We start from the raw sequence: 13,760 nt of genomic DNA, 5'->3' as shown, positions 1-13,760 counted from the left end.
CCCAATAGGCGATGAAACTTCGTGAAACCATAGCCGCTGCCGTATTGACGCTCACTCTGTCCCCGGCGTTGGCCCTGGCGCAGGATCAGCCCTGGCTCAAGGATCGTCGCTACACCGAGGGCATCGGGATACGCACCGGCGACCTCGAGCTGCACCCGGGCGTCGCCGCGGAGCTCGGCTATGACTCCAACTTCTTCCGCAGGGCCGAGAGAGACCAGGCCAGCGCGGACGACATCGGGCCTGTGGGCTCGATGCGGCTCCGGATCACGCCGTCCTTCTCGCTCTCGACGCTCAGCCAGCAGCGCCAGGAGGCGACGCCCGGCGCGCCGCCGCCGGATGTCGAGTTTCGCGGCGGCATCGCCGCGACCTACGATGAGTTCGTCCCGGTATCCGGGTCGGAGCGCGGGCAGGAGCGGCTGAGTCAGCAGCGGAACATCGGCGGCATACTCGACGCCAACCTGACGATCCTGCCCCGACGCCCGTGGTCCGCGATCCTCGATGCGTCGCTCGGCCGGACCATCGCCTCCTCCGATATCGGGATCTCCAACCAGAGCTTCCGGCGCGTCAACGCGGGCGCGGGAGCAGAGCTTGTGTGGACGCCGGGCGGGGGGCTGCTCGATTGGCGGTTGGGCTATCGCTTCATGGGCACGTTCTTCGAGGTCGATGAGTACGACAGCCTGACGAACATGCATCATATCGTCCGGACGCGAGGCCGCTGGCGCTTCTTGCCGCGCACCGCGCTCATCTACGACGCGTCGCTCGGGTTCGTCGATTACCCGAATCCGGGCGCTCAGCTCGCCTCTCATCCTCTGCGGGCCCAGATCGGGATCAACGGTCTTGTGACGCCGTCTTTCGGTCTCCTCGCGATGGCCGGCTGGGGCGCGAGCTTCTACACGCCGAACAACGCCGGGGACGTCGTGCACGACTTCGACAGCGTCATTGGCCAGCTCGAGCTGAAGTGGTTTTTGACGCCGAACCCGTCAACCGATCCTGAGGCGGCGACGCTCGCGCTCTCCTCGCTCTCGGCTGGCTTCACGCGCGATTTTCACGACAGCTTCCTCGCGAGCTACTTCGAGCGCGATCGCGGGTACCTCAAGCTGACCTACTTCTTCGGCGGACGGTTTCTGCTCATCGTCGACGGCGGCGTGGCAGCCCATGTGTTTCCCGAGATCCCGGCGGGCAACGGACGCCTGGTCGAGCGTCAGGAGCCCTGGACGGACGTCCGTATCGATGCCTCTCTGTTCGGCGAGTACCGGATAGGGGACTCTCTGGGGATCAACTCGACCCTGCGGTACGGCAACAACGTCAGCAGCACCGCGCTGAGGATCCTCGACGAGTCCGGGGCGACGAACTATCTCGGATGGCAGCAGCTCGAAGCCTACCTGGGCGTGCGCTGGTTCATGTGATGCGGCGTTCCGGTCGGTGGGCCGCCGCCTTCCTCGCGCTGGTGATCGCCGCCTGCTCGTCGCGCCAGCCCGAGCCGGTGAACCTGCCCCCTCCGGTGGAGGCGACGACCATCGGTGTCGGAGATGTGTTCGAGCTCCGCATCGTCGGGGAAGACAAGCTGCCCACGGCGTTCACCGTCGCGCCGGATGGCACCGTGGACTTCCCCTACGTGAAGCGGCTCAAGATCGCGGGCCTGGAGCCTCAGGAAGTGGCGGAGCTCGTCCGCGCGAAGCTCATGGAGGGGCAGGTCCTCACCGACCCCAGCGTGAGCGTGAGCATCAAGGAGTATAACTCGAAGCGGGTCGAGGTGCTCGGCGAGGTGCAGAAGCCCGGGTCCCTGCCGCTTCAACCTGGCATGACGCTGCTCCGCGCCATCTCGATGGCGGGGGGATTCAACAGCATCGCAAATAAGGATCGCGTCACGATCCGCAGGAAGTCCCAGGGCAAGACCGTGTTCGCCACCGTCTCGGTCGAGGACATCATCGACAACAAGATCCCCGATGTGCCTCTCCAGGCAGGGGACTCGATCAACGTCGCGCAGCGCGTCTTCTGAGCGACGACGCGCTGCGCGCCACCTCTCGAGCGAGGTGGCGCGCGGTGCGCTCAGTTCTTCCGCGCGAGGCGGAACTGCTTCCTGCCCGTCGCCGGATCCACGGTGTGAGGCTCGATGCGGAGCATCGTCAGCGAGACCTCGCGCACGCGCCCGTCGCGCTCCTGGCGGAGGCGGATCCGCTCGCCGTCGGAGCTGATCACGGTGCACTCGCCGAAGTGGAAGTGGGTCACGCTGTCGCCCACTTCCGGATAGCTCTCCTCCTCCTGGCGAGGGCGGACCGGGCGGTGCAGCGGCAAAGGGGTGGGCTCCATGACGGAGGTCGTCGCCGCGCGGGCGGGCTCGGCAACCGAGGCCGCCGCGCGGGGCGGCTCCGGGGCCATCGCGCGGGGCGGTTCCGCGGCCTGCGCCGGAGGCGCCGCCGTGCGCGTCGGCTCGGCGGCTTGCGCCGGAGGCGCCATCCGGGGCGGTTCGCTCACGGTCGCCGCGATGCCGGTCGACTGGGCTGCGAGCTGCATGAGGCCCGTTCGATCGTCGAACGCCCGCACGAGGGGCAGATCGTCGAACGCTGTGACGCGGAGCTCGAGCCCGTAGACGCGCGCCCAGACGAGCTCGCCGGCGGCGAGCTGGAGACCGACGCCGGACTCGCGGGCGAGCGTGGCGGACAGGCGAAGCGAGGTCTCGCCCTGCTGGAGCGCGACGCTCCCGGAGAGCGCCACCACGTCGCAGGGCCCCTCGAGGACGCGCGTCTTCGCGTAGGTGCGGGAGGCCTGATCGAACAGCGCGATCTCCGCCTTCTCGAGCGAGCCTGTCCCCTCGATCCAGCCGGCGCGCGCCTCGGCCTCGTCAAGGGCGCGCACCAGCGCTGCTGGGAGCTCCTCGCCCCGATCGAGGCGGATGATCAAATGGCGGGCACGGCGTGCCTCGAGAACGTTCATCGCGGTTTCTTCTCTCCGGGGGTCGAGGAGGCTGCGCCCGGAGCACGGGGGGCTTTTTCCGAGCGCCGAGCACGGGTCGCCGTCACCTCGATCTGGGGCGCGTCTTTCGCGCGCATGGCTGATGTGTCGCCAGCGGCGGCCGTGATCCGGTCCGCCGGGAATCCTGCGCTTGCGAGGCGCTCCTTGACGGCGCTCGCGCGCGCGCCAGCGAGCTCGATCGCGCGCGTCGACTGATCGCCCTGGCGATCGGGGTAGGCCTCCACGATGACGACGTCGAGGGGCATGCGCCCGCGCATGAGCTGGGCGATCATGCCGAGCTGGGCGGCCAGGGCCGGCGGTACCCGTGCGCTCCCCGCAGGGAAGCGGACCAGGCCGTCGAGGAGGATCCGGTCGCCGGACCATTGCGGCAGCGACCTGGCCGCCGGCTCGGGGCAGCCGTCGGCGTCGCTCGTACCGTCGATCGTCTCGGCCGTCACCGGGCATGCGTCGGCCGCATCGGCCACGCCGTCCTCGTCGTTGTCGGGATCGGGGCAGCCGTCGTCGTCCTGGAAGCCGTCGCGATCCTCGGGCGCGTCCGGGCACAGATCGCTGACGTCAGGGACCTGGTCGATGTCGTTGTCGGGATCGGGGCAGCCGTCGTCGTCCTTGAAGCCGTCGACGTCTTCTGCGCCGTTCGGGCACATGTCGCGCTCGTCCGGGATCCCGTCGCCGTCGTTGTCGGGATCAGGGCAGCCGTCGTCGTCCTGGAAGCCGTCGCGATCCTCGGCGGCGTTCCGGCAGGCGTCGATGTCGTCCGGGATGCCGTCGTTGTCGTCGTCGACATCGGGGCAGCCGTCGTCGTCCTGGAAGCCGTCGATCGTCTCGGCCTCGTCCCGGCACCTGTCGCGCCCGTCGGGGATCCGATCGCCGTCGTTGTCGGGATCGGGGCAGCCGTCGCCATCCTGATACCCGTCGCGATCCTCCGCGATGAACGGGCACGCGTCGTCGCGATCCAGGACGCCGTCGGCATCCGCGTCGCGTCCCGTCGGCGCATAGCGCAGCCCCAGGTTGAACCGGAAGCGCGGCGCGGTGAGCGCGCCTTCGGAGGAGAACGGGAGGGCGCTCCCGCCGCCTGCGGACAGCGAGACGTCGCCGGCGAGCAGCGGGGCGCTCGTCACCGAGACGATCCACTCCGCCGGCACCGGCGCCGCGCCCCGGACGGGCTGCTCGGCGAGCGTGTAGAGGGCGAACGCCTCCGCGGACGCCGTGAGCCAGCGGTCCGGGAGCACGTCGATCGCGGCGCCGAGGGCGCCGAGGAGCTGCGAGCCGATCGCGACGTCGATCAGCGCGCTCGAGCCGCGGAGCCTGGCACCGGCCTCGGCCGCGAGCCGGAGCTCGCCGAGCTGGTACGCCGCAGTGACGGTCGGCGCGAACGTGACGGTCCCGGCGCTGGCGAACACGGTCTTGTCGCCGGTGGGCAGACCCAGCTCCAGGCGCGCTGCGAGCGAGAAGCCGTCGAGCGGACCCTGCCGGGGCGGCGGCACGATCGCGAACGCTGCGCCGAGGCGCGTGTCGCGCATCACGCTGCGCTGCAGCTCCGTGTCGGTGCCGAGGACATCGGAGAAGCCCGCGCCGTCCTGGTACAGGGTGACGGGAGCGGCGACCGTGACCTCGAGGCGATCGGTGAGCCCGAGCGACCACAGGAAGGTCGCGTCGAACATGTTGTCGAGCACGTGGACGACCGTCCCGTCAGGGTCGGGCGAGGCGACGCGCAGGCCCACCGGCCGCGACAGGTAGCTCGCCACGAGGCCGAACGAGGCCTTCGCGCTCGGCGCCGTCCCCGTGCTCCCCACGGCGAAGAAGGGGCCGCCGCCCGCGTGGGGCCAGAGGTTGTCGGCGTCGATGCAGCCCGACAGCCCGTTCGCTGGCGCGCACTCGTCCGCGCGCGCCAGCGCGGGAAGGAGCGCCGCCATGAAGATCCCGGAGGCCACCAGCAGCGGAAGGCTTGATCGTGCCGGCACCCTGCAGTTGGCGCGCATCGCGCCCGACCCTCTACTACTGCCGGGGTGAGAGTCAAAACAGCAATCGTCTCGGCGCGATCCGGGGGGCACCCGGCGCTCCGCGATGCGCTGCGCCCCGCGGTCGCTCTCGCGCCGTGCTACGACCACGCCCGGCCGGGCCCGGCGCCGCCGGCGTCCGCACGACCATGATCGACGACGCGCATCCGCTCCTGCTTGGCTCCGGCTCGCCGCGCCGGCGAGAGATCCTGACCACGCTCGGCCTGCCTCTCCGCGTCGCGGCGGCCGAGGTCGACGAGGCGGGGCGCCCCGGCGAGGGGGCCATGGCCTACCTGGAGCGAGTCACCCTGGCGAAGCTCGCCGCCGCGCAGCGCCTGCACCAGGCGGCCGGGACCGGCGGGATCCTCGTCGCTGACACCTCGGTCATCCTCGAGGACTCCATCCTCGGCAAGCCGCGGGACGAGGCCGACGCGCGCGCCATGCTCCGCGCCCTCTCGGGCCGCGAGCACCAGGTCTGGACCCGGTTCGCGATCGCCGGCGGCGGGCACGTCGATCTCGCGCCGGCGGGTGTCCCGGGCCGCGCCGCGGCCCTCCACGCCGAGACGGTCGTGACGCGCGTGCGCTTCCGCGCGCTCGACGACGACGAGGTGGCGTCGTACGCGGCGACCGGCGAGGGGCTCGACAAGGCCGGCGCCTACGCGATCCAGGGCGTCGGCGCGTTCGCCGTCGCGCGCATCGATGGCTCCTATTCCAACGTCGTCGGCCTGCCCGCGTGCGAGGTCGTCGCGGCGCTGCGCGCCGCCGGCTTGCTCGCGCGCTTCCCGCTGTCGCCCGCGCGTTCGTCATGAGCGACGACGTCTCGATGGCCGCGCGCCGGCGCGACGCGGGCGCGATCTTCGGCCTCGCCCTCGCGGTGCGGATCGCCGTCGTCGTCTGGGCGGCCGGGCGCTTCCCGCCCGCGGCCGACGGCGCCTATTACCAGCGCATCGCCGAGCGGATCGCGGCGGGGCTCGGCTACACGTGGCTGTGGCCCGACGGCGTCGTCACGTACGCCGCGCACTATCCGGTCGGCTATCCGGGCGCCGTCGGGGCGCTGTACGCGCTGCTCGGCGCGCACCCTGCGGTCGCGATGCTGCTGAACGCGGTGCTCGGCGCGCTCGCGGCGCTCGCCGTCCACCGCCTGGCAGCCCGCGCTGCGCCGCGCTCGCGCGCCGTGCCGGCGCTCTCGGGCGCGCTCGTCGCCCTCCACCCCGGGCTCGTCGCGTACACCCCGGCCCTCATGACCGAGGGCGTCACCGGCGCGCTCGTCGCCTGCGCGGCGTGGGCGTCTGCGTGGGCGCGCGAGCGCCGCCCGGCGCTGGCTCCGTTCGCCGTCCTCGGGTTGCTCGTCGGCGTCGCAACCCTCGTCCGCCCGCAGGCGCTCCTGCTCGCGCCCCTCTTCGCCGGCCTCGCCCTCCTGGGCTCTCCGCCCGGCGACGGTGCCCGGATCGATGAGCCCCTCGCCGCGCGCGCGGCGCGACGCGCGGCGCCGGTCCTGGTGACCGTCATCGCGGCGCTCCTCGTGTGCGCGCCCTGGACCGCGCGCAACTGCGTGCGGATGAACCAGTGCGCGCTGGTCAGCGTGAACGGCGGCTGGAACCTCCTCATCGGCGCGGACCCGGCCTCCACCGGCGCCTGGGCGCCCATCCAGGTGCCCGAGGCGTGCCGCGAGGTCTTCGACGAGGCCGGCAAGGACGCCTGCTTCGGCCGTGAGGCGCGCCGCTACATCGCGGAGCACCCCGGCGCTTGGCTCGGGCTCGTGCCCCGCAAGCTCGCGGCGACGTTCGATTACTGTGGCGCGGCCGGGTGGTACCTGCACGCCTCGAACCCGGCGGCGTTCAGCGAGGGAGACAAGGTCGCGCTCGGCGCCGTCGAGACCGCGTTCGAGCGGTTCGTCCTCCTCTTCGCGCTCATGTGGGCAGCGCGCAAGCCCGCGCAGACGCCCGTCGCTCCTCGTGATCGCGCTCGCCGTCGCTGGCTCGCGCAGCGCGCGCTCTTGCTTGCTCGGCTCGCGCTGTTCGCGCTGGGGGTCGTCGCCGCGCTGCACGTCCATGCGTGGGTGGGCTACCTCGCGCTCCTCGGCCTCGCGCTGCTCCAGGGCCGCGCGCTCCTCCGGGCGCCGGTGCTCGCGGTCGCCGCGCTCGCCGTCCTCGCTGCGACCGCGGCGACGCACGCCGTGTTCTTCGGCGCGGGGCGTTACGCGCTTGTCGCGTTCCCCCTCCTCTCGGGGCTCGCCGCCCTCGCCGCGGCGCGCCAGAGCTCGGATCCGCCTCGCGTCGGCGCGCCGCGCCCCGCGGGCGAGGCGGTCTCCGCGCCGCCGAGCGGTCCGGAAGACGAGCTACTTTGACAGCGCCGCCTGGGCTGCTGCATCCTAGGCGCCCGCCGGCTCGGGAGCGCGTGCCCCCGGCCGGCGAACATGGAGGAGAGACGGATGCCCTTGATTGAAACCGAAGAGGCGGCGCGCCGCCTTGCGCGCGCCATCGCAAGCGATCTCTCGCTCTACAACGAGGAGAAGATCGTGCAGGGCATCCAGCAGGATGACCTCTTCACGGTCCTGTCCGAGGAGATCGAGGAGGGTCGCGCCCTCTACAAGAGCCGCGTGTCGCCGGATCTCTTCCAGAAGAATTTTTACGACCGCGCCCTCGTGGACATCCTGATCAAGTCCAAGGGCCACATCAAATCGAAGATCTGGTAGCGAGCCTGCGCAGCTGGTCGAGCGCCTTGCGCATGTCCGCTGGCAGGGCGCTCTCCCAGCGCACCGGCTCTCGCGTGGCGGGGTGGATGAACCCGAGCACGCGCGCGTGCAGGGCCTGCCGCCCGAGCTCCTCCGCGATCGCCCGTACCGCCGGCTTCTTCGGCGGCTTGCCGTAGAGCGGGTCTCCGAGGATCGGCGTCCTGCCGCGCTCGGCGAGGTGCACCCGGATCTGGTGGGTGCGGCCCGTCTCGAGCGAGCACGCGACGACCGTCGCCGCGTCGCCGAGCCTCTCGAGCACGCGGACGTGCGTCACCGCGCGGCGCGGCGCCGTGGCGCGCGCGCCGGCGTCGCTGCGGCCGGCGTCGCTGCGGCCGGCGTCGCTGCGGCCGGCGTCGCTGCGGCCGGCGTCGCTGCGGCCGGCGTCGCTGCGCATCCAGGACGTGTAGCGGAGCCTGTCGGTCGGGTGGCGGCCGTGGAGCGTGTCGTAGGTGGCGTCTCGCGCCTCGCCGGCCACGATCGCGGCGTACTCGCGCTCGATCTCGTGCCTGGCGAACCGCGCTTTCAGCGCCTCGCGGGTGGGCTCGTCCTTGGCCACGACGAGCAGGCCGCTCGTGCCTCGGTCGAGCCTGTGCACGATCCCGGGGCGGACGTGCCCCATGGGGTCGCGAGGATCGGCCGGCGCCAGCGCGAACCCGGGCAGGGCGAGCAGCCCGTTGACCAGCGTGCCCGACTCGTGCCCGCGCGCCGGGTGCACGACGAGCCCGGCCGGCTTGTCGATCACGAGCAGGTGCTCGTCCTCGTACACCACCGGGATGACCACGCCAGGGTCGGCCGCCGCGGCGGAGGGCGCCGGCCCTTCCGGCCGGATGTCGACAAGCGCGCCCGTGCGCACCGCCACCGACGCGCGCGCCGGCTCCCCATCGACGAGGATCCGACCGGCGGCGATCCATCGTTGCACCGCCGCGCGCGAGGTCGCGCGGCCCGCGCGCTCCAGCAGGTGGACGACGAGCTTGTCGAGCCGGTCACGCGGGTCGCCGTCGTCCACTCGGAAGTGGAGCGCTTCCCCACCGGCAGCCATCGCGTTCGTCACGGGCGTCGTTCACGGCCGAGCGGCGCCAGCGCGAGGGCGTCGCTCGCCGCGCGATCAATACTCCGTATCGCCCTCGTCGTCCTCTTCGGCGGTCCCGAGCTCGGGGTTGAGCGCGATGTGCGACTCGAGGTCCTCGAGCCGCTGCGCTTCGGACAGCCTGCCGAGGCCGCACTGCTCGACGAGGTACAGGTCGAACGCCGTGTAGCGCGGGAAGACCCGGACGTTCGTGTCCTCGTTGTCGAGGCCGAGGATGACGAGCTCGCCGTCCCGCCTGGCCTCTCCGAGGTAGAGCGCGTTCCACGGCTGACCGGGGAGGTTGGGCAACCGCACGACCTTGCTCCGGAGGCGCGACTCGGTCCAGCCGAGGTCGGTCTTCGCCTCGGCCAGCTTGCGGACCGAGGTGAGCTTCGGTCGAGGCGCCGACGGGTCCTGGCCGAAGCGATGCCGCCCCTTGAACCGCGGGCCCAGGCTATCGAGGGTGAAATCGAACTCCAGGAACACCCGCAGCGTGGGCGGCAGCTCGACCATCAACTTCGACTCGAGCGCATCGAGCGCCGCCTGGCTCGCTCCCACGGCGGCATGGCTGGAAGGGCGCTTTTTCAGTTGCGCGATCACCCGATGCACAAGCTCAACGCCACGTTCGATCGGTGCCATGTATCCACGGGCCGCAGTTGCGCGGCGTTCTTCAGGAACCAAAGGGCCTCACTAGGCCGCGTTTTCGGCCCCGGTTGTTGCGGGCGCGTCGCGCGCTCGGGCGGCACTCTACATCAGCCGACCGGGAGCGCGTCCCTCTAAGGTGCCTACCGGTCCGGTCTGCTCGGTGTCAACCTGCGATCGCACCTGCTGTCGATCATTCATCCGCCGGGAGCGAGCGACCGGCGCTTTCCGCGTCACCGGCGTCCCGCCGAACGCGGTCCGCCTTACTCTCGTGAGCGGAAGCTGCGCCGCGCTCGCCAGATCAGGACGGCGACCGCCCCGAGCACCACGGCGGCGCCGACCGCCAGGATGACCCATTGTGGCGCAGGGTAACGGCCGCGCTGAAGGCCGTCGGGCGGCCGCTCGTACTCGATCTGGAGCTGCGCGCCCACCGCGCCTCGTTACACGCGGATGCGTCGACCCGCAACTTGATCCGCGGCGCGAGCCAGCCTGATCGGCGCACGACCCCGCCCGCCAGCCGTCCTGGCACCTCCTCGTGATCCAGCCGCGTCGATCGAGGCGGTGGGCCTCGGGGCCGCGCAGGCAGACCGGACAGCATCAGGGGGATCAAGACTTGCTTCCCTGGAAACTCGGGCGTGTAAAGTGAATCGACGCGTGGGCACCATGCGGCCGGTCCGAGAGGGTCAGAGATGAAGCCGGGCTCTTCAGCATGGGTCGGGGAGGCGCATCCGCGGTCCCCCGGGATTCGACGATCCCTCGTCGCGATCGGGGCGTGGGCGGCTTTCGGCGCGCTGGTGGGGGCGTGCGGCCGGACGAGCCTCCTCGAGCCCTCGGATGCCGGCGTCGGAGGTGGGGTCGTCAGCACGACCAGCGTCAGCGCGTCGACATCGTCGAACGGCGGCGACGGCGCCGGAGGCTTCGCGGCGTGCGGCAGCCCCACGGACTGCGACGACGGCGACGACTGCACGAGCGACGACTGCGAGGCCGGGCGCTGCGAGCACCGTCCCCGCGACGACGACGGGGACGGCGTGGGGCCGACGATCTGCGGCGGGAGCGACTGCAACGACTTCAACCCGTCCGTCTTCCCGGGCGCTCCGGAGATCTGCACGGACGCGGCGGACAACGACTGCAACGGCGTGAGCGACTGCTTCGATCCCGCGTGCGCCGCAGGGCAGGACTGCGGCTGTACCCCGAGCCCCGCCGGCGAGCGCTGTGAGAACGGCGTCGACGACGACTGCGACACCATCGTCGACTGCTTCGACGCGGACTGCTCGGGGACCCCCGCCTGCGGCTGCTCCGCCTCGGAGGCCGGGAAATGCGGCAACGGCGTCGACGACGACTGCGACGGCGTCTTCGACTGCGATGACGACAGCTGCGGGGCCGACCCGCTGTGCGCCTGCAGCCTCCAGGGAGAGCGCTGCGACAACGGCGCGGACGACGACTGCGATCTCCTTGTCGACTGCGCCGACCCGGACTGCCGCAACTTCTTCCCTTGCGTGTGCGAGCCGCCCGGCTCGCTGGAGCGGTGCGAGGATGGCCAGGACAACGACTGCGACGGGAGGATCGACTGTGCGGACCCGCAGTGCATCTCCGCGGCGGCCTGCGATCGTTGCGTGCCGGAGGTCTGCGACGACGGCGTCGACAACGATTGCGATGAGCACATCGACTGCGCCGACGCCGCCTGCGTCTTCGCGCCGAACTGCGAGCCGACGCCGGAGCAGTGCAACAACGAGCTCGACGACGACCGCGACGCCCTGATCGACTGCCGGGATCCGGACTGCGCGAGCAGCCCGGTGTGCGTGCTCGCGCAGGCGAACTGCCTCTCGCCGAGGCGCATCCCCGGGACCGGCACCTACACGGGGGACACGACCGGCCACGTGAGCGAGACCCGGGGCGCGTGCGGCGGCGACGCCGGCGAGGCGGTCTTCTTCTTCGTGCTCACCGCGCCGTCGCGCGTGCGCCTCGACTCGCGGGGGTCGAGCTTCGACTCGGTGCTCTACGTCCGCACCGGCATCTGCAACTCCGGCCGGGAGATCGGCTGCGACGACGACAGCGGCGGCGCGTCGGGGTCCTCGCTGCTCGACTTCAGCATCCTGTACCCTGGCACGTACTTCGTCTTCCTCGACGGCTACACGATCGATCCCGGGGGCGGCGCGAACGAGGGCCCCTTCGTGCTCAACGTCGCGATCGCCCCGAACCCGAGCGAGCGCTGCGACGACGGTCTCGACAACGACGGCGATCACTACGTCGACTGCGCCGATCCCGACTGCGCCGCCTTCGGTCCCTGCCGGGGCTGCGCGAACGGCGCCGCGCCTGGTCCCGAGTTCGGGTCCGCCGCGTGCACCGACGGGATCGACAACGACTGCGACGGCACGCTCGACTGCGCTGACGAGGACTGCAGCGCAAGCGACTTTTACGTGACGGAGTGCTGCGACGGCCTCGATGAAAACGGCAACGGGATCCCCGACGACTTCAACTGCCGATGCGCCTCGGACGCCGATTGCGACGCGGGGCAGATCTGCTACGCGCACACGGCGTACACGTGCGGTTTGCCGTGCAACAGCTTCTTCGGGAGCGTTTGCCCCTTCGTGGCGCCGGGCTCGCACTGCAACGACGCGACCAGCCAGTGCGAGTTCTGAGGGCTCGGAGGCCGGCGCCCCCTCGCCTCGTCCGCGCGCACGGCGCTCCCCAGCTGGCGGTCGCCCGGGCTAAGGTCACGGCATGGAGATCCTCATCATTCGCCACGGCCAGGCCGTGGATGACGCGCCCGACCTCGGTGACGCCGGTCGCTGGTTGACGGGCAAGGGTCGCAAGGTGACCCGGCGCGTCGCCAAGTGGCTCGCGAAGCAGAAGGGCCGATGCCCTGCGGCGCTCTGGACGAGCCCCCTCGTGCGCTCGGTGCAGACCGCGGAGATCATCGCCGAGGCTGCCGAGCTCACCGACGAGGTCTCGGTGGTCGCCGAGCTATCTCCCTCGCGGGACACCGCAGAGATCCTCCGCCTCCTCTCGCAGTACCAGGGGCCGCAGCCGCTGGCGCTCGTGGGGCACGAGCCCTCGCTGTCGGCGCTGGTGACGTCGCTGCTCGGCGACGTCGGCTGGACAGGCATGAAGAAGAGCGGCGTCGTTGCGGTGAGCTGGGACGGGCGTGGGCCGGGGACGTTGCGCTTCGCCCTGGATCTGAAGGCCATGAAGGCGGTCGACTCGGTGAAGGAAGCGCAGCAGCAGGCGCCCCGCTCCCGCTGAGCGGCGGGGAGGTACGGACGCGCGCTCAGCGCGCCGATCGTTCCACGGCGCTCAGCACGTCGACGTCGCGCACGCCGTCCGCTTCGGCGCGGTACGACAGCACGATCCGGTGCCGCAGCGCTGGGATCAGCAGCGCCCGCACGTCGTCCACGTCTGCAGCTGCCTCGCCGCGGAGCGCTGCGCGCGCCTTGGCGGCGATCACGAGCGCCTGGCTCCCGCGCGGCCCTGCGCCGTAGCGCACGTAGTCCCGGACCTCCTGCGCGGCGCGCTCCGTCCCCGGCCGCGTCGCCCTGGTGAGGCGCACCGCGAGATCCACGGCCTCGTCGGTCACCGGGATCCTCGGGATGAGGCCGCCGATCGCACGCACCTCTGCGGCCCGGAGCACCGCCGCGATCGTCGGCGGCTTCCCCGAGGTCGTCCTCCGCGCCACCTCGCGCTCCTCGGCCTCGCTCGGGTACGTGACGTGGATCTCGAGCAGGAAGCGATCGAGCTGCGCCTCTGGCAGCGGGTACGTCCCCTCCTGCTCGATCGGGTTCCGCGTCGCGAACACCTGGAAGGGGTCGGGCAGGGCGTGCGTGGTGGTCCCGACGGTCACCTTGCGCTCCTGCATCGCCTCGAGCAGCGCCGCCTGCGTCTTCGGCGGCGTCCGGTTCACCTCGTCCGCGAGGACGAGGTTGTGGAAGATGGGGCCGGGCTGGAAGCGCAGGCTCCGGGATCCGTGCTGCTCGTGCAGCACGTCGGTCCCCGTGATGTCGGCGGGCAGCAGGTCCGGCGTGAACTGGACGCGCCCGAAGCTGAGGTCGAGCGCCTTGGCGAGCGACGACACGAGCAGCGTCTTGGCGAGCCCCGGGACGCCGACGAGCAGCGCGTGCCCGCGCGCGGCGAGCGTGATCAGCATGGCCTCGACCACGTCGTCCTGCCCGACCACCGCCGCCGCGATCGCCGAGCGGAGCCGCTTGGCTCCTTCCGCTGTGCGCTCGAGGAGCGCGGCATCCGAGAGGGAGCTCGACTCCTCGTCGGCGGTCGTCTCGGCGTCGTTGGTGGGCTCGGGGTCGCTCATACGGGCAGGGCTCGTACCCCGAGGCCGCGATGCCGACAAGGACCC

General features: G+C 71.8%; 13 protein-coding genes. 7 read left to right on the top strand and 6 right to left on the bottom strand.

Translation table 11 applies throughout. The features are described from left to right. The first annotated feature begins 68 nt into the window (after positions 1-68). On the top strand, positions 69-1,406 hold the full coding sequence (locus WMF28_RS29620) for a hypothetical protein (protein WP_437596690.1): 1,338 nt from the start codon (positions 69-71) through the stop codon (positions 1,404-1,406). Continuing rightward, the gene (locus tag WMF28_RS29615) at positions 1,406-1,999 is read left to right on the top strand and encodes a polysaccharide biosynthesis/export family protein (protein ID WP_437596689.1); all 594 of its coding nucleotides are present in this window, start codon (positions 1,406-1,408) and stop codon (positions 1,997-1,999) included. Before WMF28_RS29620 ends, WMF28_RS29615 begins: the two co-directional genes overlap by 1 nt. A 50-nt stretch (positions 2,000-2,049) precedes the next feature. Here the strand turns inward: WMF28_RS29615 and WMF28_RS29610 are convergent, their stop codons facing one another. Together WMF28_RS29610 and WMF28_RS29605 are read right to left on the bottom strand one after the other, a co-directional pair. Then, positions 2,050-2,934 carry a PPC domain-containing DNA-binding protein gene (locus WMF28_RS29610; RefSeq protein WP_437596688.1) on the bottom strand — a complete coding sequence of 295 codons (885 nt, stop codon included), beginning with the start codon at positions 2,932-2,934 and terminating at the stop codon, positions 2,050-2,052. Continuing rightward, positions 2,931-4,886, bottom strand: coding sequence for an OmpA family protein (locus WMF28_RS29605; protein WP_437596687.1), 1,956 nt, complete (start codon positions 4,884-4,886; stop codon positions 2,931-2,933). Before WMF28_RS29605 ends, WMF28_RS29610 begins: the two co-directional genes overlap by 4 nt. A 233-nt stretch (positions 4,887-5,119) precedes the next feature. On the opposite strand from WMF28_RS29605, the gene WMF28_RS29600 reads away from it, so the two are divergent. From WMF28_RS29600 to WMF28_RS29590, 3 genes are all read left to right on the top strand, one after another. After that, complete coding sequence (locus WMF28_RS29600; RefSeq protein WP_437596686.1) at positions 5,120-5,779, top strand: Maf family protein; 660 nt, start codon at positions 5,120-5,122, stop codon at positions 5,777-5,779. Then, on the top strand, positions 5,776-7,317 hold the full coding sequence (locus WMF28_RS29595; RefSeq protein WP_437596685.1) for a hypothetical protein: 1,542 nt from the start codon (positions 5,776-5,778) through the stop codon (positions 7,315-7,317). Before WMF28_RS29600 ends, WMF28_RS29595 begins: the two co-directional genes overlap by 4 nt. A gap of 84 nt (positions 7,318-7,401) precedes the next feature. Next, entirely contained in the window at positions 7,402-7,665 is a 264-nt protein-coding gene (locus WMF28_RS29590) for a hypothetical protein (RefSeq protein WP_437596684.1), read from the top strand. On the opposite strand, the gene WMF28_RS29585 is transcribed toward WMF28_RS29590, so the two are convergent. The 3 genes from WMF28_RS29585 to WMF28_RS29575 form a co-directional block, all read right to left on the bottom strand. After that, positions 7,646-8,755, bottom strand: a complete 1,110-nt coding sequence (locus tag WMF28_RS29585; RefSeq protein WP_437596683.1) for an RluA family pseudouridine synthase — start codon at positions 8,753-8,755, stop codon at positions 7,646-7,648. The two genes, WMF28_RS29590 and WMF28_RS29585, sit on opposite strands and share 20 nt — an antisense overlap. A 54-nt stretch (positions 8,756-8,809) precedes the next feature. Continuing rightward, the gene (locus WMF28_RS29580; RefSeq protein ID WP_437596682.1) at positions 8,810-9,328 is read right to left on the bottom strand and encodes an SMI1/KNR4 family protein; all 519 of its coding nucleotides are present in this window, start codon (positions 9,326-9,328) and stop codon (positions 8,810-8,812) included. A 347-nt stretch (positions 9,329-9,675) separates the two neighbouring features. Then, on the bottom strand, positions 9,676-9,843 hold the full coding sequence (locus tag WMF28_RS29575; RefSeq protein WP_437596681.1) for a hypothetical protein: 168 nt from the start codon (positions 9,841-9,843) through the stop codon (positions 9,676-9,678). A 258-nt stretch (positions 9,844-10,101) separates the two neighbouring features. On the opposite strand from WMF28_RS29575, the gene WMF28_RS29570 reads away from it, so the two are divergent. Together WMF28_RS29570 and sixA are read left to right on the top strand one after the other, a co-directional pair. Then, positions 10,102-12,051 carry a MopE-related protein gene (locus WMF28_RS29570; protein ID WP_437596680.1) on the top strand — a complete coding sequence of 650 codons (1,950 nt, stop codon included), beginning with the start codon at positions 10,102-10,104 and terminating at the stop codon, positions 12,049-12,051. Positions 12,052-12,133: 82 nt separating this feature from the next. Then, positions 12,134-12,655 carry a phosphohistidine phosphatase SixA gene (gene sixA / locus WMF28_RS29565; protein ID WP_437596679.1) on the top strand — a complete coding sequence of 174 codons (522 nt, stop codon included), beginning with the start codon at positions 12,134-12,136 and terminating at the stop codon, positions 12,653-12,655. Between the two features lie 25 nt (positions 12,656-12,680). On the opposite strand, the gene WMF28_RS29560 is transcribed toward sixA, so the two are convergent. After that, on the bottom strand, positions 12,681-13,715 hold the full coding sequence (locus WMF28_RS29560) for an AAA family ATPase (protein ID WP_437596678.1): 1,035 nt from the start codon (positions 13,713-13,715) through the stop codon (positions 12,681-12,683). Positions 13,716-13,760 lie beyond the last annotated feature (45 nt).

This window comes from Sorangium sp. So ce590, assembly GCF_051521365.1.
Taxonomy (GTDB): domain Bacteria; phylum Myxococcota_A; class Polyangia; order Polyangiales; family Polyangiaceae; genus Sorangium.
This window is presented reverse-complemented; position numbering and strand designations above follow the sequence as displayed.

Excerpts from the sequence above, each read along its gene's own strand:
- WMF28_RS29615 (WP_437596689.1), top strand. The coding sequence starts at position 1,406 with ATGCGGCGTTCCGGTCGGTGGGCCGCCGCCTTCCTCGCGCTGGTGATC.
- WMF28_RS29610 (WP_437596688.1), bottom strand. The coding sequence starts at position 2,934 with ATGAACGTTCTCGAGGCACGCCGTGCCCGCCATTTGATCATCCGCCTC.
- WMF28_RS29605 (WP_437596687.1), bottom strand. The coding sequence starts at position 4,886 with ATGGCGGCGCTCCTTCCCGCGCTGGCGCGCGCGGACGAGTGCGCGCCA.
- WMF28_RS29600 (WP_437596686.1), top strand. The coding sequence starts at position 5,120 with ATGATCGACGACGCGCATCCGCTCCTGCTTGGCTCCGGCTCGCCGCGC.
- WMF28_RS29595 (WP_437596685.1), top strand. The coding sequence starts at position 5,776 with ATGAGCGACGACGTCTCGATGGCCGCGCGCCGGCGCGACGCGGGCGCG.
- WMF28_RS29590 (WP_437596684.1), top strand. The coding sequence starts at position 7,402 with ATGCCCTTGATTGAAACCGAAGAGGCGGCGCGCCGCCTTGCGCGCGCC.
- WMF28_RS29570 (WP_437596680.1), top strand. The coding sequence starts at position 10,102 with ATGAAGCCGGGCTCTTCAGCATGGGTCGGGGAGGCGCATCCGCGGTCC.
- sixA (WP_437596679.1), top strand. The coding sequence starts at position 12,134 with ATGGAGATCCTCATCATTCGCCACGGCCAGGCCGTGGATGACGCGCCC.
- WMF28_RS29560 (WP_437596678.1), bottom strand. The coding sequence starts at position 13,715 with ATGAGCGACCCCGAGCCCACCAACGACGCCGAGACGACCGCCGACGAG.